This window comes from bacterium, from assembly GCA_016708315.1.
Lineage (GTDB): Bacteria > Zixibacteria > MSB-5A5 > CAIYYT01 > CAIYYT01 > JADJGC01.
Genome location: JADJGC010000009.1, coordinates 49,724 through 68,920 on the forward strand (window position 1 = coordinate 49,724; position 19,197 = coordinate 68,920).

The following is a 19,197-nucleotide window of genomic DNA, read 5'->3' on the forward strand; positions in this document are numbered from 1 at the left end:
CGAATGTTTCGTTGAGTGTCAGGTCGGTAGCGTTCTGGAACCAGTCAATGAGCCGGTCGCGTCCGCGGGTGTTGAAAACATAATTGACGAACTAACCGGCAGCATGGGCTGAAACCTCGCGATCAACGCTACGGAATTTGCCGGTTTCACCCCAGGTTGTAATGTCCGGCAGACGTTTGTTCTTGTAATCATCGCGGGTCCAGACTTCGCAGTATTCCATGCTGGAAGCCGCACCTTCAAGAAGAAATGCCGGTGCATAACCAAATACGCGCATCAGCCGCATCATGTAGACGACTTCGGGATGCAGTTCATTGACACCATGACCGTAATGCGCAAAGACATTGTGCCGAGCAAAGTCGTAACCATTTCCCCAGCGTTGATCCCAGCCGATGTCGGGAAGGGGGCACGGGCAGATATAGAAGTTCGTCTTTGTACGGTCAGAGATATGAAAGCGATCGATCAATCCGTCATAGTCTTTTTCAAAGGCATCGCGAATTGCGTTCCAGTGATAGTCGCCAAGCGAACCACGGACGAAGTGGAAATCGAAGTCGCCGGATGGATCATGTTTGAAACTGCTGTCGCCGAAGGCATACTCGCAGTGATTGCGTGTCGTGGCGATCGAATCATACACGAGTCTGATACGGTAGACTGAATTGCCGCGAACCAGTGCAGAATCGTGAAAGATCGAAGCTCCCTGGAAGAGAATGTTTGTGTCGAAGAAGTTGCGGCTGGGAATCGACAAGCAGTTTACCTGCGACTCGATCTGTACAACAGTATCGCGAACTTGCCTTGCAATGAGTCGATAGCTGAAATTGCCCATGCTGAACTGAAATGTCGAGTCGAGCTGCGCCGCATAGGCACGGCTATCTACCACCTTCCAAGGTGCATCCCCGAGTTTTTCCATGAAATCGCAGGTGAAATTGAGGGATTTTTCGGCAGCGGACAACAGAGGGGTCAAAAGTGCTATAGCAAGAATGACCGGTATCAAAATGAACTTCAAAAAGTACCCTCGACTCTCTGTTTTTGCAGATCAACCACTTTATTCCCGACCAGAACCGGAACGACATTGACGGTGTCCAGTGCCGCGGCTGTGACAATATCGGCGCCAAAACCTAATTCCTTCAAATAGCGTGCATGGTCGGCGCGACCAATGACGGTTTCGACTGAATTGTCACGATTCTTATACAACATTTGAGCAACCTGCGCCGCATCATTATCGACAGTGAACTGCCCTGATTCGACCAGCAAGTCGATCAAGGCGCCACCGCAGAAGGTGTCCTCCAGCGCGAAGTTGCCTTGTCTACCGGCACAGACGACGGCGACGTCTTTTTGTGCAGAAAGAATCGTTTTGGCAATTATCGAAAGGTTGACGAAACCGCATACGACGGTCTGGGCGGAGGCGGCGCATTTCAGGATAGCGCGTGACCCGTTAGTCGAAGCAAAGATGAGCACCTTGTCGCGTACGATTTCTTCGGTATACTCTGAAGGCGAATTCCCGAGGTCAAAGCCCTCAACCTTGAGGCCTTCGCGTTCGCCGCAAAGCAGCACTTGTCCCTTGTCGAGATTGGCGCGCATAGCGGCGGCATCGCCGGTCGAAGCAACCGGCACGATTTCGCGGCAGCCGTTTTGAATGGCGGTGCTGATCGAGGTTGACGCGCGCAGTACATCAATCACCACTGCGACTCGACCACGAATCTTCGCATCGGTCACTGGCGCTGGACTGAAATATAACTTTACGATCATTCTTCTACTTGTGACTTCCGTCCTTGTAAAATCCGCCCTTGATCACCTCGGCAGGAATACGTTTTCCGCGAACATCGATGTCAACGGTTTCGCCGACTTTTCCAAATGCGCGGTCAACGTAACCCAGCGCAATTCCTTGATCGAGTGAAGGGCTAAAGCACCCTGAAGTAACTGTCCCCACATTTTTGTCACCGACAAATATTGAGTAGCCGTGGCGCGGAATCGCTTTGTCCTTGAGTACCAATGACTGCATCCGGCGCGGCGGCTTGCCTTCTTTCATATCAACGATCGGCTTACGACCGACAAACTCGCCCTTTTCGGGCTTGCAGATCCAGCCCAATCCGGCTTCAATTGGATTGGTGGTCTGGTCTATGTCGTTGCCGTACAACATGTAACGCATTTCGAGACGCAAGCTGTCGCGGGCGCCTAAGCCGATTGGCTCGATATCGAATTCTCTGCCGGCGTCGAGAGTCTGCTCCCATAATTGGACGGCAATAGAAGGATCACAGTAGATTTCAAAGCCGTCTTCGCCGGTGTAGCCGGTGCGGCTGAAGAGTGTGTCTTTGCCGCAGAAAACGGTACGCCCAGATTCGTAGTAGCCGATTTTGTCCCAATCGAATTTGGCGATCTTGCGAATAACTTGTTCGGCTTTGGGTCCCTGAATGGCAAGAAGACCAAGCTCGTCGGAACGATTGATCATTTCGACACCCTTGGGCTTGTGCTCCATCAGCCAGGCGAAATCCTTGTCGAGATTAGCGGCATTGACCACGAGCATGTATTCATCGGGAAGGCGATAAACCAACAGATCATCGACAATTCCTCCGTGTGGATAGCACATTGCGGAGTATTGTACCTGATTCATTTTGAGTGCAGACGCATCATTCGTTGTTACGCTCTGGATGAAATCCAACGCTCCGGCGCCGCGAACAAAAAACTCGCCCATATGGGAGAGATCAAAAGCGCCGACGGTCTGGCGAACCTTAAGATGTTCCTGGTTGATTGAACGATACTGGATCGGCATTAAGTAGCCGGCGAATTCGACCATCTTGCCGCCAGCTTTTTCGTTACACTCTGTAAACGGGGTCTTCTTTATCTGACTCATGGGATGCAAACTCAACTTTCTGAGTTGTGATACTCACGTGTTATATTACACCGTAGAAAGCTAAGGTCAATCGGTTTTTCGGAATTCAGCGGCAATTGCAGAAGTTGAGAAATAAACTATCCATTCTGTCGAAAGAGCTCAATCAAAACACCCACATTGATTCGTAATTGTGGTCGATGAGTGATTGCGGGAATAGCTTAGAGGATTGATTGGGAACACTCTTTCCGTTTTCTGAATACTGGTGGTTTTACCTTGCCTTCACTGGCTTTGTGCTGGTGTTGTTGGCGCTTGATCTCGGCGTATTTCACCGCAAGGCGCATGCCGTTTCGAACAAAGAGGCAGTGACCTGGAGCATTATCTGGATCGCGTTAGCGCTGCTCTTCAATTTCCTGTTTTACAAGTACTCAGCTTATGCATTTGCCGATAATCCGCGCCTAACTGCAATTCCCGGATTCGATGTCGAACAAGCGGCACGCGCTGTCGGTCTCGAGTTCCTGACCGGATTCATTGTCGAGAAATCGCTGGCCGTCGACAATATTTTCGTTTTCGTGTTGATCTTCAACTACCTTGCCATCCCCTTGGCATATCAGCATCGCGTTCTATTCTATGGAATCATTGGGGCGTTAATATTCCGTGCGATCTTCATTGCCATGGGTTCCGTTCTGCTTGAGTACCACATTGTGGTCTACATCTTTGGTGCGTTCCTGATCCTCACCGGCATCAAGATGATGTTCACTCCCGATAAAGGAATAGAGCCTGATAAGAATCCCCTGGTGCGATTACTGCGCCGATTCTTTCCGATTACGCCGACCGTTGAGGGCGAGCGGTTCTTTCTCAAGAGAGACCTGCGCTGGTACGCCACGCCATTAATGGTGGCGTTGGTGCTGGTTGAGTTTTCCGACATCATTTTCGCTGTAGATTCAGTCCCGGCAATTTTCGCCATCACCAAGGAACCACTGATAGTCTTCACATCCAATGTTTTTGCCATTCTCGGACTGCGCGCGCTCTATTTCCTGTTGGCGAACATTGTCAATCGATTCCACTTGCTCAAGTACGGACTGGCATTGGTGCTTATCTTTGTTGGTCTCAAAATGGTGTGGCTCAACAATGAATTCGACGGCAAATTCCCGATTACATGGTCGTTGGGAATCATTGTCGGGATTATAGCGATTTCAGTGATCTTATCCTGGAAGTACCCCAAGAAAGAAACCGCTCGCTAAGCTGCTTCGTAAGCCTTTTTCAACCAGCCAATCAGTTCCTTGGTTACATCGCCGGCGGATTCAACGCGGACGCGATGACTGACCATGCTGTTGAACGAGCCAGAGGCTTCGAGCTTGCCGCCCGGTTCGGTGCCTTTGAGGTTGATGCCGATGTCGATGCGCGATTTTGTCGTCGGCTGAATCAGTCCAAATTGCTTGGAGCGACGGAGGGAAACATAGGTTTTCTTCGGCGAGATTTCGACATCTGCACCAAAGGCTGATACCGCTTTCACGAGTTGTTCATAGATCGGGAGAAGTCCGGCTTTTTCGCCTGCGTATTGTGCGGCAACTAGGTCATCTTTGTCGACTGCATTTTCACCGACAAGCCCGGCTGCTGAGTGAGCGACGAGGTTGGCGTAGCCGTGTCCGAGTTCATGTTTTTCTTTGAGTTCCTTGACGATCTGGCCATGTTTGACATCGCCCATTGCTTTGGCGATTTTGACCCATTCGGCGAGAGTCTTACCGGTTTTCTCTTCGAGGTTCTTAATCATTGTCGCCGTTGCGGCGTCAACTTTGTCTGCCATTGCTGGTGCTCCTTGTTTCGATTTCAGTTCTAACTAATCCCAATCACTATTACGCAAGCGGATGGAGTTCTTTAACGCCGGGTCTGCGAATTTGAGAAATGGAAGACGTTAGCAGCCGCTAAGTAATCAGGGCTGGCTATCGAGGTAGGCTTCGACGCGTTTTAGCAACTCAGATTGGCGCTTTAGTTCAGAAGTCAGTTTTGCGGGGTTTCCGGCAACGACGCTGCCATCTGCAAGTGATTTGAGAACGACCGCTCCCATACCGACAACGCAGTCGTCACCGATTGTGATGCGGTCGATAATGGCGCAGTTTGGACCGAGCCAACTGCGCTTGCCGACGCGCACACTGCCGGAGACTTCGGCGCAGGCGACTACCATAGCGTCTTCTTCGATAATGCAGTTATGGGCGATATGAACGTGGTCGTCGATTTTGGCGTGATCTTTGATGATCGTCGTCTCGATCGTACCGGAGCAGACAGTGGTAAATGATCCGACTTCGCAGTTATCGCCAATAACGACGCCTCCGAGATGCGGGAGACGAAGTGGGTGTTTTCCGGGCGAGAGCGCATAGCCGTAGCCCCAGCCGCCAACGACGCAATTCTCTTTGATGACGCTATTCTTGCCGACAGTCACATTCGGTCCGAGGCGTGCGCCGGTCATTATATAGGCGCCAGCTTCGAGTCGCGAGTTAGCGCCAATTGAAGAGCCGGGTTCGACAGTAGCAGTCGAATCGATCATGACATTTGGTCCGATATAGGCATGACGCTTTTCGTCATAGACCAAGCGACCGCGCAAGTCAATTGTATTCACGACAGCATTGAGAATTTCGGCGAAGCGATAGCGCGGGTCGTCAGTGAACAAGACGGCGTTGGATTTGGCGATTGGTGATGCTTGCTCGCGAAGTTTCACGGGCAGAATCATGACACAGCCGCTGACCTTCGCCATCAACGCCAATGCAGCCTCATCCGGTGCGGATGCGAAAATCAGAGCGTTATCTGAAGGACGATTGGAGGCGGCGATGCGGTTGATGTCGAATTCGCGCACGCCTTCAAGGTCAGTTTGACGACTGAGATGATTGGTGAGTTGCTGCCAGTCTATCATGATAGTTCTCCGTTCAGAGGATCGGATCCTCAAGCTCGATGTGATCGCGATACCACCAAATGGGATGAATCAAAATTTGAAGGCGAGGATAAGTGCCAAGGTAGCCGCAGGGGCAACCCTCGCGCCAGATGCCGCTGGAATCGGAGATGTATTTGATATCACGCTGGAACTGGTCGTCGAAGGTGCAGAGCACGTCGTGGGCTGAGCGCAGCGCTTTGAGGTGACGATGTATCTCGTCGGTATTAGTTGATCCAGAAGTACGATGCGGCGAAAAGACGCGCACCGGTTGTTCGAGGATATCCTCGAGGATGCGTTTTCGCGCGCGAAAACCTCCATGCCGTCGTCGCCGAAGATTTTGGCGAGATCATAGAACTCAGTATGAAGGCCGATTTCGTGGCCGGCTGAGCGGATGTCGCGAAGCGCCTTGAGTCCGGGAAATGAATAGCAATTGTAGTAACGGCTGTGAAGGCGCACAAAGTAAGTTGACTTGATGCCGAGTTGCTGTTCCAGCAGAGCGAGGGCGAGCGCCTTTTCGAGTGAGCGGTCGACATCGTGACGCAGGTAGATATATTTCTCGGCCTTTGGCGCATCGGTGAAGTGCAGGAATTGATATCCCCCCTGCAAAAACTGACTCATGATGTACGAGTAGTGATCAAAGGAGAATCCGCAAGTGGTCGCAGTTTCTGATCCAGTGTCGGGCGATGCAGTTTTCTTGGGCAGAGATGAGTCGCTCATTGTTGAATGGTAGCTTTGCAGGCTAGAGAGTCAACTAAAACTGGCCACAGGCTTATTCGTCAAAACGTCATTGACGGTGCAACAAGCGACGGCGATTTTGGTATAAATAGGTCGAAGAATACTTAAACCACCATAGGAGGAAGAGATGTCAATAAGCGCTTCAATGTTACCGGAATTTGATCACGAAATGGCAACCACCCGCAAGACGCTTGAGCGGTTCGTGGATGCCAAGGCTGACTGGAAGCCGCATGCGAAGTCATTCAGCATGGGAGAGTTGGCTGGTCATTTGGCGATGATACCGGGTTGGGCTGTGCCGACTCTGGAATCGGATTCGTTTGATTTTGCACCGAACGGAGTGCCAATCAAGATGGAAACGCCGAAAACCCGCGAGGAGATGCTCAAGACATTCGACGACAATGTCGCTAAGGCGCGTGCGGCGCTTGTCAAGACGAGCGATGCGGCATTCATGGAGCCGTGGACGTTGAAGGCGAACGAAACGGTATACTTCACACAGCCGAAGGCCGGTGTGATGCGGGGCTTCGTCATGAATCACATGATTCATCATCGCGCGCAGTTGGGAGTTTATCTTCGTTTGAATGATCTGCCGCACCCGTCGATGTACGGACCGTCGGCAGATGAGTCGATGTAGGGAAAGACACACCCCGCCTCCGAGCCTCATCCGCGGCGGTCGGCTCAGCACCCTCTGGGGAGGGACGGGGTGCGATTGCAAAGCGGGGGCATTTTGAGTACTTTACTTCAGCAAGACCATCTTGCGAGTTTCGGAGTACGATCCTATTTGCAGGCGATAGAAATAGACACCGGCCGGCATTGATTTACTGTCGGAGTTTATGCCGTTCCATTCGACGCTGTGGGCGCCAATTGATCGGAATTCGTCGAGGAGGACTTCCACTTCCTGCCCGAGAATGTTGAAGACAGTGATCTTGACGATGGAAGGCTGGTTGACTACGAAGCGGATCGATGTAGTGGGATTGAAGGGATTCGGGAAATTCTGTTCGAGGCTCGCCGGATTAGGCAGTACCGGGTCGTCATCGGGAACGTCGGTCTGGTCCAACTCGCGATACCACAGGCCATCGGCGCGGGCAAGATACAGCCGATTGCAGTAGATGGCGATGGCGTAGGAACTGGTCTGAGGGATATCTTCGACCGTTACCCAATTACCCTGAATTCTCTGGTAGATTCGCGTGAACAGTCCCGGTTTGCAGGCCATCGCGAATATTCTCGAATCGTCGCCGCAGACTCCGCCCTCGGAAATCAGACCGACACCCGCCAAAGTTTGCTCCCAGGTTTTGCCGCTGTCGGAACTGACGTAAAGTCCATCATTGGAGACGCCGTAGACCTTGCCGCCTGAGGTCTGCAAATCCAGCATCGAGAGAACCTGTCCGTCAAATTGTGAGAATTCTTTCGTCTGCCATTCGGTTTGTGTGCCTTCTCTGGTTGAGACTGTTCCATTCGCGCCAGCACCGGCGACCAGAACGCCGTCGATGTTCTCAAGGCATCGGACATTCCACTGGACTCCGAAATCAAGTCCGTTGCGATAGGTCGACCAGACTGCGGGTCCGTGAAGGTCCATCACGAATACAGCTTCGCCATCGGTGGCGACATATAGACTGTCGCCACGAACAGCAAAGTCCATGGGGAATCTGCCGCCGCCACCGCCGAGGCCGGAATTGCGCGGGGTCCAAGTTACGCCATTGTCGGTTGATTCGAAAACGCCTTCGTTCCAGACCCCGGCATAGATGCGATCGCCGATTACTATCGAAGCGGCGACGTTATCGGCATTTTCGTTAACTGGCGATGAGTTGACCCATTCGGCTCCGCAGTCGGCTTTGGAATAGAGCGTGCCGGGACCACCAGCATATAGGGTGTTGCCATTGACAGAAACGGAGAGGAACTCAGCAGCGGGAAGATCGCCAACTCGAGTCCACTCAGCAGCAAATACATGGCAGACAGTAAGTAACGCAAAGAGCGCAGTTTGTGTAATCCGTCTCATAACTCACCTCGTCGTGGTCTGATTTCATCCACGTTCGGCGATATTGTACGAGTTCTGCCGGGAAAAGGATGCGGAAAATTCTCGAACAATTTCACGAATCTTCTTGACTTGTTATGAGCATATGCCCAGAATTGTCGATGGAGAATAGGAATGGTTAGACCAAAATGTCCAAGATTAATTGCTGAAGCCCCCAACACGGCATACTTCAAACCGCGCGGCATACCTCTCTGCGATCTTCAGGAGACGATACTTTCGTTTGATGAACTTGAGGCGATACGGCTGGCGGATGCTGAAGGACTTTATCAAGAAGAAGCCGAAACAGATGCAAGTATCGCGTGCGACGTTTGGCCGGATTGTCGAATCAGCGCATCACAAAATCGCCGACGCACTGATCAATGGGAAGGCGATCAAGATTGAAGGAGGTGTCACGACGATGGCACAGAAGAGAATGTTCAAGTGCTCAGATTGCGAGCACTCGTGGGAGGTTCCGTTTGGAACCGGCAGACCACCGGCTTGTCCGCAATGTGGAAGCAAGAACCACTGCCGCAGTGATGAAAATCGCGGTCAGGGCATGGGCGGAAGACGAATCAGATGCCGCAAAAATCGGGCGGTATCAACCAACTCAGAAAAGGACACTCAATGAAGATAGCGGTAGCATCCGACGACGGACTTTCGATTTCGACTCACTTCGGCAGGAGCGCAGGTTTTGTGATCTTCGTAGCGGAGGACGGCGAGATCGTGAAGTCGGATTATCGATCAAACACATCGGGACATCATCACGAAGGCGAGTGCAATCACGAACAAGGTCACGAACAGGCTCACGGACAACACAGCCACGATGGTTTTCTTAGTTCGCTGGACGGCTGCGATGTAATCATCTGCCGAGGCATGGGACGTCGAGCGATTGTCGATTTGAAGGCGAACGGGATTGCGGTTGCGATCACCTCGGAGCCGGTCGATGTCGCGACGGCAGCTAAACTCTATGCACAAGGCAAGTTACCATCGTCCGACGAATCGGTGTGTTGTAAGCACTAAAGCGATTATTTTTGTCTTAATTGTTGCTAAAAAGGTCGATAAGTATACTATTAACTTAGTGATTGGTAATCTTGAAAGGAGAACCACTTATGGAACAAGCGACGAGACTTCCGCTAATTGGCGAGAAAGCGCCAGCATTTAAAGCAGAGACGACGCAGGGACATATCAATTTCCCAGAGGACTTCAAGGGAAAATGGGTAGTGTTCTTCTCGCATCCAGCCGACTTCACGCCGGTATGCACGACCGAGTTCATGACATTCGCCGCAATGCAGCCGCAATTTGAAGAGCTGAATTGCAAGCTGTTGGGTTTGTCGATTGACAGTACGTACAGTCACATCGCGTGGCTGCGGACAATCAAAGAGAAGATCGAATACAAGGGCATGAAGAACATAGAAGTGATGTTCCCGGTAATCAGCGATTTGACGATGGATGTCTCGCGCGCCTTTGGAATGCTTCAGCCGGCGGCGAGTACGACTCAAGCGGTGAGAGCGGTCTTCATCATGGATACCGAGGCAACCGTGAGAGCGATTCTTTACTACCCGCTCAGCAATGGCCGGAATATGGAAGAGATACTTCGGCTCGTGAAGGCGATGCAGCTTTCGGACAAGCATAAAGTAGCCACACCTGCCAACTGGCAGCCGGGCGATGAAGTGATTGTTCCCCCACCGGGTTCGTGCGGCATTGCCAAGGACCGGATGGAATCGCAGGATCCGGATGTCCGTTGTCTTGACTGGTTCATGTGCTTGAAGAAATGCCCGAAGTAAACTGGATGATCAGTTAGTCAGTGCTCACTGGAGCAAGACCGCATATTCGAGCGCTCGCCGGAAGAATCAACCTGCGGGCGCTTTCTATTTGATTCAGAATTTTGTCACCCAATTAGACTCTCTTGTGAAATAAATCACATTTTCAACTTGACTCCATAATTAACGGCGAGTATTTTGTCGATAATGATGTTAGTAAGTCTTTACTCACTAACGACGGCTGATCGGCGCGAGTGCTGCACGTCGCAGAGTTCGTGTTATTGGCTGATAGAGAAAACTCAAGAGTCTCAGGAGGAGTCTTTATGAAGAAAGCTATGGTTCTAAGTCTGTTGCTGGTGCCGCTGATGTTTTTTGCGGTGTCTTGCTCGGACGACGACGATCCGGTTGCTCCACCAACAGTGGATCAATTGATTGCCACTTCCCTGCACAACACGACGGACGGGATGAAGTACTTCTACGATGAAGAAAATGGCGGGTTTGAGCAGTTTACCGATGTTCCCTACGAAGATCTGGGATGCAAGAACTGTCACATTACGCCGGAGAACTGCAATACGTGTCACGTTTCCGATGGGGATACTCCGGAGAATTCAACCTGTCTTGCCGCTTGCCACAGTCGTCAGGCAGCAGAACAAGGCACTGGTGGAACGGGACCGAATGCCGATTATCATCTTAAGCCGATAGCCAGCGGCGGTCAGGGCATGAAATGCGCGGATTGTCATTCATCACAGCAAGTTCACGGCGACGGACATTCCTACGCCTCACTGCTTACCAATGAGACAAATGTTTCCTGCCAACAGAGCGGGTGCCATGAGACGATTCCGGCGAATACTTTCCATTCTACGCACGGCGCGGATGAATTCGAATGCCAGGCATGCCACGCCAAGGCGGTTAACACTTGCTACAATTGCCACTTTGAGTCAGAAATCGATCTTCATACGAAGATTCCGTTCGGTAGAATCAGCACCTGGAAGTTCCTGGTGAGAAACGCTGAGAACGACAAGATCACGGTCGGCAACATGCAGACGCTGACCTATCACGGCAAGGCGTTCTATGCCGTAGCCCCTTATTATGCGCATACTATCTATGATGGCGCAGGAATGACATGCGGCACCTGCCACAGTTCGGCTGCTGTCACCGAATACAGGACGACCGGAAAGATCACGATGACGCAATTCAACAACGACACCAAGACGTTGACGAACATGCAGGGCGTGATTCCGATTCCGACCGATTGGACGACGGCATTGAAGTTTGATTTCCTGACCAAGGATGCAGGCGGCGCGTGGATATTGCAGTCGCAGGCTCCAGATGGAACACAGATGTTGTTCGCCGAGCCGATTAACATCACCAACATGCCAACGCTTTAAGCGATAATTGATTCGGCTTGAGAGGCAGGTTTCTTTTGAAGCCTGCCTTTCTTTTTGTCTGTGCCGGGAGTTGTATCTGAGCAACTCACCCACAGATTTTTCTTGACCGCAATCGAATGCTGGCTATTATAGACCTACGTTTACAACTGACAACAAGCGCACTTTCGAGAAAAACTTGGTATTAACGTCCGCCCGGAGCAAATGGAGGCTCCGAGGAAAGGAGAAATCGTATGCTGGGAAGAGTGGCGACTTTGGTGTATGGCGTCATCGCCTATCTGGTCTTCTTCTTTGCGTTCCTTTATGCCATCGGATTTGTCGGCGGCATGGTCGTGCCGAAGTCGATTGACTCGGGTGAGCCGACTTCGATGATGACGGCGATTCTAATCAATGCGTTGCTGCTTGGCCTGTTTGCGGTCCAACACAGCATCATGGCGCGGCCGTGGTTCAAGACCATCTGGACGAAGATCATCCCTGCTGCTGCGGAACGCAGCACGTATGTGCTGCTTGCCAGCCTGATACTGCTGTTGATTTATTGGCAGTGGCGTCCCCTGCCGCAGACGGTTTGGCAGGTTCAGAACGAAGTCGTGACGATGATACTTCACGCGTTGTTCTGGCTGGGCTGGGGGATTGTGCTGATCTCGACGTTTATCATCAATCATTTTGATCTCTTTGGACTGCGCCATGTGTGGTTGAATTGGCGCGGCGAGCCATATACGTATCTGCCGTTCAAAGTCACGGCGTTCTATCGCGTGGTGAGGCATCCAATTATGCTGGGATTCATCGTCGCGTTCTGGGCGGCGCCGACTATGAGCCAGGGGCGTCTGTTGTTCGCGATTGCGACGTCGGCGTACATACTGGTGGCTCTGCAATTTGAAGAGCGCGATCTCGTTCATTATCACGGCGAACGTTATGCGGCCTATAAGAGCAAGGTACCGATGATTGTGCCGTTGCCGAAGCTGGCAGAGAAGCAATTGCCGGATGTGGCGACGGAACGGGAATAAAAAGGATCCGGGCGTAACCATGGAGTCCAGATCGGGGGCGAGGGGTTCTTTACGGGAAAACCCACATTTGCGCAAACGCAGGGGAAATTTTGAACAAAGAAAGGGGCGGGGTCGGGGGCCGGCGGGGGGTGTGGGGCCGCCCTGGCGCGGAGATCGACTTAGAATCTCGCAAGGCCGAGGTGAGGCCAGATTCACGTGGTACGAGAACGTGGGACCCCAGGCCGGGGGGGGGAAACGAAGACATGATAATGATGACAGATGGCTGAAATGTTTGTGCGACCAAGCCGGATTGGAAGCGACCGGTGGAAGGTTGAACGGCGACGCAGACATCGCTGGTTGGGCTGGCGTTTCCGGGGAATTCGTTTGCCTGCTTGTTTCACACTAGGGTTGAATGGCCGTTCGATTGAAGTCGAACCCACCGGGAACGAAGGTAAAAAGCGGTTGGGGTTGAGTTATAAATTGCAACGGTCGCGGCTGCAACACGCTTCGCGTGTAATCGAGGGACAGAAGTCGCTGAGGCGGGCGAAGGATTTGCGACCGACGGATGGAACGGGGTATACAGTTTGGCGGGCTTGAAGGCAGCTACTATGTAGCTGGCGCTGGATCCGACCTCAAATTTATAACCCAGGGAGCGGGATGCCAAAGCTTTTCATCCTGGTATTCTCACATGGGGAAAGGCAGGCTCCAAGAGAAATGCCATACTCTAAGAAGGGGTTCCGCGCTGCCAAAGACGGGGCAAGGGAACCGACACCACCGTCATTCTTCGCCGCGCTTTGCGCTCGTACTGGGCCAGGTCTGTCTTTAGGTACTCCAGCTGGTGAGAGAAAAAACAATAGCTTCCGGGGCAACTCCCACGTCTGACTTCGCGATTGCTAATCGAAAGTAGACCAGTTTTAAAAATACTGCCTGCAATCCTTGAATGGACTCAAAAGACCGAACCCGTTCCTGATGCGCACTATCACCAGTCCTTCACGATAGACTTTCAGTCGCGTACGCGCCATGCGATTGACGGTCCAGAGGATTAGGATAGCTACGACGACACGCACAACATGCCGGCCTCCAAGCTCCCCGTTTTCCAAGTATACCAGAACCGAAGCAACCAAAACTGTGACTGCCACAACAATGAAGACAATCACGAACCATAGTGGCGCCGGCTTCAATGTCCAGATTGGAGGTCCCAGCGTTCGAATTTTGAAATCTTGTGACTGATGCATTTAGTTTCCCCTATGCCATAAATTGGGGAATGTGTACAAGGATGTCAAGTTATAAAAGAGCTGCCGGGTGCGGAGGTTACTGCTGGACAAAGCCCTCACCCTAACCCTCTCCCAAAGGGAGAGGGAAAAGCGGAAGAGGTATGTGATTGAAGTTGAAGCTTCAGGAGATGGGGAAATTAAAAGGCAGGTCTCCAAGAGACCTGCCCATTTGAACTGGATTCCCGCCTTCGCGGGAATGACAGGAAATTTGTCCTACTTCGCGGCGGCCTTGGTGTAGTTCAGTTGGCCACCGGCGAGAAGGATGTCTATCTGGCGCGGTGACAAGTCGAACTGGGCCTCGAAGGTGTAGCCCTGCGTGGCATTCTTGACGGTCAAGCGATTGCCGGCTGTGAGAGCCGTGCGGACACCGGTGATTTCAAGGACGTCCTCTTGCTTGATCTTGTCATAGTCGGCTGCATTGACGAAGGTCATCGGCAGGATACCGAAATTGACGAGATTCGTTTTGTGAATGCGCGCAAAACTCTTGGCGATGATGAACTGCATGCCGAGATACATCGGTGCCAGCGCGGCGTGTTCACGCGATGAACCCTGCCCGTAGTTTTCGCCGCCGATAATCGTGAAGGTGCCGGATTCCTTGGCGCGCTTGGCGAAATCCTTGTCGACCTGGAAGAATACAAACTCCGAGATCGCCGGGATATTCGAGCGCAGGGGGAGAACCTTGGCGCCGGCAGGCATGATGTGATCGGTAGTTATGTTGTCACCGAGCTTGAGCAGGGCCTTGCCGCCGATCTTGTCGGTGATGGCAGTGCGCAGCGGCAACGCTTTGATATTGGGTCCGCGCAGAATTTCGGGACGGTCGCCGTTTTTCGCTGGAGCCAGAACGCCGCGGTCGTCGATATAGAACTTCGGCGGCAGATTCAACTTCGGCTGGGGACCAAGATCGCGCGGATCGGTGATGACACCCTTGAGCGCGGTAGCGGCGCAGGTTTCCGGCGAAGCGAGATAGACATAGGAATCCTTGGTACCGGAGCGGCCTTCGAAATTGCGATTGAAAGAACGGACCGACTTGGCGCCGGATGATGGAGCTTGACCCATGCCGATGCAGGGACCGCAGGCGGATTCGAGGATGCGCGCACCGGATTGGATGACTTTGGCGAGCGCGCCGGAAGTGGCGACCATCGTGTAGACTTGCTTGGAGCCGGGTGTGACAGTGAGGTCGAGTTCCGGGAAGACCTGCTTGCCGTCAAGGATGGCGGCGGTGATTTCCAGATCATACAGCGACGAGTTGGTGCAAGAGCCGATGCAAACCTGCTGGACTTTGGTGCCGGCGACTTGGCGAACCGGAACAACGTTGTCGGGCGAATGCGGTTGGGCAATCAACGGTTCGAGCTTGTTGAGATCGATTTCGATCACCTTGTCATAGGTCGCACCCGGGTCGGCTGAAAGGGCTTTCCAATCTTTTTCGCGGCCCTGCGCGACGAGATATTCTTTGGTGTTTTCGTCGGAAGGGAAAATCGAACAGGTCGCGCCAAGTTCGGCGCCCATGTTGGTGATGGTCGAACGCTGAGTCAGAGTGAGCGATTTGACGCCTTCGCCGTGATACTCGATCACGTTGCCGACACCGCCTTTAACGGTGAGGATGCGAAGCACTTCAAGAATGACGTCCTTGCCCGACACCCAGGGCTGAAGCTTTCCAGTCAAATGAACGCCGACAACCTTCGGGCAAGGCAGATAGAATGCGCCGCCGCCCATGGCGACCGCGACATCCAAGCCGCCGGCGCCCATGGCGATCATGGCGAGTGCGCCGTTGGTCGGAGTGTGCGAGTCGGAACCGAGCAGGGTCAGACCCGGTTTGCCGAAGCGTTCGAGGTGAACCTGATGACAAATTCCGTTGCCGGGTTTGGAGAAGAAAATGCCGTAGTTGGCCGCGACCGACTGCAGATAGCGGTGGTCATCGGCATTTTCGAAACCGGCCTGAAGCATATTGTGATCGACGTAGGAGACTGAGATTTGCGTCTTGACGCGATCGAGTCCCAACGCTTCGAATTGCAGGTAGGCCATCGTGCCGGTGGCATCCTGTGTGAGAGTTTGGTCGATGCGAATACCGATTTCGGTACCGACTTTGAGTTCACCATCAACGAGGTGTTCTTTTAAGATTTTATGGGTAAGATTATCAGCCACTGAAGTCCTCCGTGGGGAAAAAACAAGCACTATCTTGTCGTATATAAATACTTATTTGCGGCGCGGGTCAATGGATTTTAGTTGGGAAATTCGAGGTGGGAAACGTAGAAGGATAATGTAGAGTCAATCATTCGAACCCTTTGCCGACAAGTAACGTATGACTATGTCTTCCATTGCCTTCCAAGGAGACCGGGGATCGTTCTCGGAAGAGGCGGCCCGCAAGTTTTTCGGGAATGAATTCACTCCGGCGCCAAAACGGGCGTTCCCCGATGTGTTTGAGGCCGTTGAATCGGGTGGCGCGGCAATTGGCGTCATCCCGGTAGAAAACTCACTCGTAGGAAGTATTCACCAGAACTATGATCTGTTGCTGAAACACAATCTCAAGATTGTCGGCGAGCAGAATCTGCGAATTGTGCACAATCTGATTGTGAATCCGGGAGTGAAGATCGAGGAACTGACTTCGATACATTCGCATCCGGTGGCGCTTGATCAGTGCCGGGATTTTCTTCGGAAGCACGAACAAGCGCAGGCAATTGTTGAGTACGATACTGCCGGATCGGTGCGGTTGATAAAAGAAAACAAGATGCTTAATGCCGGTGCGATTGCAGGAGCCTATGCGGCGGAGTTGTATGAGATGGAGATTGTGGCCGCGGCGATTCAGGATGAGCCGGACAACTACACAAGGTTTTTGGTCTTATCAAAAATCCGGCAGAGCGGTCAGGGCGGAGCAAGACCTCGATCGTATTCGCTTTGAAGAATATCCCAGGGGTGTTGTTTAAGGCGCTGTCGGTGTTTGCGCTGCGTGATTTGGATTTGACCAAGATCGAGTCGCGGCCGCTGAGGAAAAAGGCGTGGGAGTACTACTTCTATCTGGACTTCATTGGGCATATCGACGACGAAGCCGCCAAGAATGCGATTGCGCATTTGCGCGAGATTACGACGTTTTTGAAGATACTCGGATCGTATCCGATGGCGGAGTAGAAGGCTAAAGGCCCTCACCCTTCGGCGAAGCGAGGGATGGGTAGATGGGAGCGCCGACGCCAACTGCCCCCTCCCCCTCCCAGGGAGAGGGAGAAGACGGTTTGGCGCTTCCGCAAGCGGACTGGTCGCGGGGAGCCTGAGCTACTAAGTTGACAGAAGGAGGTGGCAGTTGTAAAACACACCCCGTCTCCAAGCCTCATTCTTCGGCTCGGAGCCACCCCTCTCAAGAGGGGAATTGGAAGCAAACAGAGACCGGGATAAAGGGGCATTCTCAAGAGGGGGGGCAAGCAAAGCAAACAGAGACCGGGTACGATAGAGCAACCACGAGAGAAGAATTGCAACGCGGCTGAATGGGCGTCCGAATGGCGTCTATCAGCGTTTGAGGAATTTCCAGGCGGTTGGGAGGATCATCGCGGCGAGTGTGATTTTGACTATGGCGCCAGGGATAAATGGATAGAAGCCGAGTGCAAGGACTTGATCTGTTCCGACAAAGCGGGAGAGCCAGGCAAGACCGGTAATATAGATTGCTGCGTTACCCAATACCATGGCAGCGGTTGTCGAGAGAACGTTGCGATCCCAGCCGCGTTCAGCGAGCCAGCCCGTTAGATATGCTGCCGCGACAAAACCAAAAGATATCCGCCAGTCGGTCCGGAGGAGGCGATCATTCCGGTTGAGCCTTCGGCATAGAACGGCAATCCGCAGGCGCCTTCGGCGAGGTACGCAACAATCGTTGCGGCACCGCGACGGCTGCCATAGAGTGCGCCGACCAACAACACGGCAAAGGTCTGGCCGGTGATGGGCACGAGACTGAATGGGAGCGGGACAGCGATTTGAGCGCAGAGTGCGATGAAGAGTGATCCGGAGAGGATCAGAGTAAGATCATATAGCCAGGAACTTGCGCGCCAGCGCAGAGCGAAGTGATCGGCAACAGTAGTCTGCAGTGTCATAGAATCTCCTTGAGTGCGGCATAGTCTGCGAAGACCGCCGAGTGCGCAAATTTCAACTGTCGCGAATATAGCCTTAGTGGCTCGATGAAGCAAACATTGAATTCTTGAATGCCGCCGGGCTATTGAATGTGCCCGGCGGCCAGCTTTTGTTACATGGCTGCGGCGGTGTCGGGCTGCATGACGCCAAAGATATTGCCTTCGGTGTCCTTGAAGTATGCGAGCCAACCGACGCCGGGAATCGGCATCTTGGGGACGACGATAGTGCCGCCAGCTTTGGTGATTTGCTCGATTGACCTATCGATAGATTCGATACCAATGGTGTTGTAGACATTGCCCATCGGGTCGCGGCGCTTCATCATCCCGCCATCGATGCCGGGGCAAGATTTATCGCCTGTCGAGATGAGCCAGTAGTCCATCGGCCCTTCCCACTTGTCAAATTTCCAGCCAAAGACATCGGTGTAGAATTTTCCAGCGCGATCGGGGTCATCGACATGGATTTCGAAATGCACGACACGGGACATGAGGGAATCTCCTGTTTATGAGATGGTTTATTTGGATTTATTATATCTACGATTATGAAATTGCCGCAATCCGTCAATCACATCTTATGACGACGGATGGCGATTGGTTGTTCAGAGGCCAGGCAGGCCGGATACGCCTACGTGAGCATAGCCTTGCAATCCGGGTTGAATAGCACCCAGAAAGCATAGACGCCCAAAGCCGTGCCTAACGGCGGATTGATGACGTTGAATACTGCCATAATCAAGACGACTATTCGTGCCCACTGCATTTTGCGCAACAATCCCCAGCCGCCGATGATTTCGGGGATTCCAGTCACGACGCAAAACGCTCCGACGATGACGCCAATGATAGACAGGACCGCAAATGCCTCTTCATCACCGGTGAGGAAACCGCCACCGAGGAATAGCCCAAAGATGATCAGGCCGAAAACGATCGACAGGATTCCCCAAATGATGAAGAGAATCCCCAGCAAACGAACGTGATTCTGCAAGTACACTCCTCCACTCTGCAAGCCGGTCAACGACCTGCAGTTGTAAAACGAGTATTGCGGCGGCAATGTTGCATAAGATGTCCGCCGCGGCAAGATTTCTGTGCTTGTTTCACAGTATAGAGTTTCTCAATATTGTATTCAAAGTCATCCAAGACTCTGATACAACAAACCAGTTATTAGTTCGTAATATCAAGGCGCCAAACTGCGCCTGAGAGCAGAAAAG

17 protein-coding genes and 3 pseudogenes are annotated in these 19,197 nt (G+C 52.5%); 8 read left to right on the forward strand and 12 right to left on the reverse strand.

Annotation, left to right across the window (positions count from 1 at the left end):
* Nucleotides 1–91: 91 nt before the first annotated feature.
* From IPH59_09220 to gcvT, 3 genes are read right to left on the reverse strand one after another with little or no spacing between them, the layout of a single operon-like run.
* Nucleotides 92–1,000 (reverse strand): hypothetical protein, encoded by a 909-nt coding sequence (locus tag IPH59_09220; GenBank protein ID MBK7091888.1) that lies wholly within the window; start codon nt 998–1,000, stop codon nt 92–94.
* Nucleotides 997–1,743 (reverse strand): 2-phosphosulfolactate phosphatase, encoded by a 747-nt coding sequence (locus IPH59_09225; protein ID MBK7091889.1) that lies wholly within the window; start codon nt 1,741–1,743, stop codon nt 997–999. The genes IPH59_09220 and IPH59_09225 overlap by 4 nt, the downstream gene beginning before the upstream one ends.
* Before the next feature lie 4 nt (nt 1,744–1,747).
* Complete coding sequence (gene gcvT, locus IPH59_09230) at nt 1,748–2,845, reverse strand: glycine cleavage system aminomethyltransferase GcvT (GenBank protein MBK7091890.1); 1,098 nt, start codon at nt 2,843–2,845, stop codon at nt 1,748–1,750.
* Between the two features lie 209 nt (nt 2,846–3,054).
* Between gcvT and IPH59_09235 the strand changes: the two genes are divergently transcribed.
* Entirely contained in the window at nt 3,055–4,065 is a 1,011-nt protein-coding gene (locus tag IPH59_09235; GenBank protein ID MBK7091891.1) for a TerC family protein, read from the forward strand.
* On the opposite strand, the gene IPH59_09240 is transcribed toward IPH59_09235, so the two are convergent.
* The 3 genes from IPH59_09240 to IPH59_09250 form a co-directional block, all read right to left on the reverse strand.
* The gene (locus tag IPH59_09240) at nt 4,062–4,628 is read right to left on the reverse strand and encodes a DUF4287 domain-containing protein (protein ID MBK7091892.1); all 567 of its coding nucleotides are present in this window, start codon (nt 4,626–4,628) and stop codon (nt 4,062–4,064) included. The genes IPH59_09235 and IPH59_09240 overlap by 4 nt on opposite strands.
* 126 nt (nt 4,629–4,754) lie before the next feature.
* Nucleotides 4,755–5,729 (reverse strand): hypothetical protein, encoded by a 975-nt coding sequence (locus IPH59_09245; protein MBK7091893.1) that lies wholly within the window; start codon nt 5,727–5,729, stop codon nt 4,755–4,757.
* A 69-nt stretch (nt 5,730–5,798) separates the two neighbouring features.
* Nucleotides 5,799–6,464: a hypothetical protein gene (locus tag IPH59_09250; GenBank protein MBK7091894.1), complete on the reverse strand. Its 666-nt coding sequence runs from the start codon at nt 6,462–6,464 to the stop codon at nt 5,799–5,801.
* 145 nt (nt 6,465–6,609) lie between these two features.
* Between IPH59_09250 and IPH59_09255 the strand changes: the two genes are divergently transcribed.
* Nucleotides 6,610–7,113 carry a DinB family protein gene (locus tag IPH59_09255; GenBank protein MBK7091895.1) on the forward strand — a complete coding sequence of 168 codons (504 nt, stop codon included), beginning with the start codon at nt 6,610–6,612 and terminating at the stop codon, nt 7,111–7,113.
* A gap of 102 nt (nt 7,114–7,215) precedes the next feature.
* Here IPH59_09255 and IPH59_09260 read toward each other — a convergent pair whose 3' ends face one another.
* Nucleotides 7,216–8,475: a T9SS type A sorting domain-containing protein gene (locus tag IPH59_09260; GenBank protein MBK7091896.1), complete on the reverse strand. Its 1,260-nt coding sequence runs from the start codon at nt 8,473–8,475 to the stop codon at nt 7,216–7,218.
* Between the two features lie 150 nt (nt 8,476–8,625).
* Between IPH59_09260 and IPH59_09265 the strand changes: the two are divergent.
* The 5 genes and pseudogenes from IPH59_09265 (at nt 8,626) to IPH59_09285 (ending at nt 12,639) form a co-directional block, all read left to right on the forward strand.
* A pseudogene (locus tag IPH59_09265) lies at nt 8,626–9,118 on the forward strand (DUF134 domain-containing protein).
* Entirely contained in the window at nt 9,115–9,510 is a 396-nt protein-coding gene (locus tag IPH59_09270) for an iron-molybdenum cofactor biosynthesis protein (GenBank protein ID MBK7091897.1), read from the forward strand. Before IPH59_09265 ends, IPH59_09270 begins: the two are co-directional and overlap by 4 nt.
* A gap of 89 nt (nt 9,511–9,599) precedes the next feature.
* Nucleotides 9,600–10,274 carry a peroxiredoxin gene (locus tag IPH59_09275; protein ID MBK7091898.1) on the forward strand — a complete coding sequence of 225 codons (675 nt, stop codon included), beginning with the start codon at nt 9,600–9,602 and terminating at the stop codon, nt 10,272–10,274.
* A 299-nt stretch (nt 10,275–10,573) separates the two neighbouring features.
* Entirely contained in the window at nt 10,574–11,638 is a 1,065-nt protein-coding gene (locus tag IPH59_09280; GenBank protein MBK7091899.1) for a hypothetical protein, read from the forward strand.
* Nucleotides 11,639–11,871: 233 nt separating this feature from the next.
* The gene (locus tag IPH59_09285) at nt 11,872–12,639 is read left to right on the forward strand and encodes an isoprenylcysteine carboxylmethyltransferase family protein (GenBank protein MBK7091900.1); all 768 of its coding nucleotides are present in this window, start codon (nt 11,872–11,874) and stop codon (nt 12,637–12,639) included.
* An 893-nt stretch (nt 12,640–13,532) separates the two neighbouring features.
* Here the strand turns inward: IPH59_09285 and IPH59_09290 are convergent.
* Together IPH59_09290 and IPH59_09295 are read right to left on the reverse strand one after the other, a co-directional pair.
* Nucleotides 13,533–13,853 carry a hypothetical protein gene (locus IPH59_09290; protein MBK7091901.1) on the reverse strand — a complete coding sequence of 107 codons (321 nt, stop codon included), beginning with the start codon at nt 13,851–13,853 and terminating at the stop codon, nt 13,533–13,535.
* Between the two features lie 252 nt (nt 13,854–14,105).
* Nucleotides 14,106–16,034: an aconitate hydratase gene (locus IPH59_09295; GenBank protein ID MBK7091902.1), complete on the reverse strand. Its 1,929-nt coding sequence runs from the start codon at nt 16,032–16,034 to the stop codon at nt 14,106–14,108.
* 157 nt (nt 16,035–16,191) lie between these two features.
* On the opposite strand from IPH59_09295, the pseudogene pheA reads away from it, so the two are divergent.
* A pseudogene (gene pheA, locus IPH59_09300) lies at nt 16,192–17,015 on the forward strand (prephenate dehydratase).
* A gap of 372 nt (nt 17,016–17,387) precedes the next feature.
* On the opposite strand, the pseudogene IPH59_09305 reads toward pheA, so the two are convergent.
* The 3 genes and pseudogenes from IPH59_09305 to IPH59_09315 all read right to left on the reverse strand — a co-directional run bounded on the left by IPH59_09305 (nt 17,388) and on the right by IPH59_09315 (nt 18,974).
* Nucleotides 17,388–17,962 (reverse strand): annotated as a pseudogene (locus IPH59_09305) (biotin transporter BioY).
* A gap of 149 nt (nt 17,963–18,111) precedes the next feature.
* The gene (locus IPH59_09310; GenBank protein ID MBK7091903.1) at nt 18,112–18,483 is read right to left on the reverse strand and encodes a VOC family protein; all 372 of its coding nucleotides are present in this window, start codon (nt 18,481–18,483) and stop codon (nt 18,112–18,114) included.
* A gap of 137 nt (nt 18,484–18,620) precedes the next feature.
* The gene (locus IPH59_09315) at nt 18,621–18,974 is read right to left on the reverse strand and encodes a hypothetical protein (GenBank protein ID MBK7091904.1); all 354 of its coding nucleotides are present in this window, start codon (nt 18,972–18,974) and stop codon (nt 18,621–18,623) included.
* Nucleotides 18,975–19,197 lie beyond the last annotated feature (223 nt).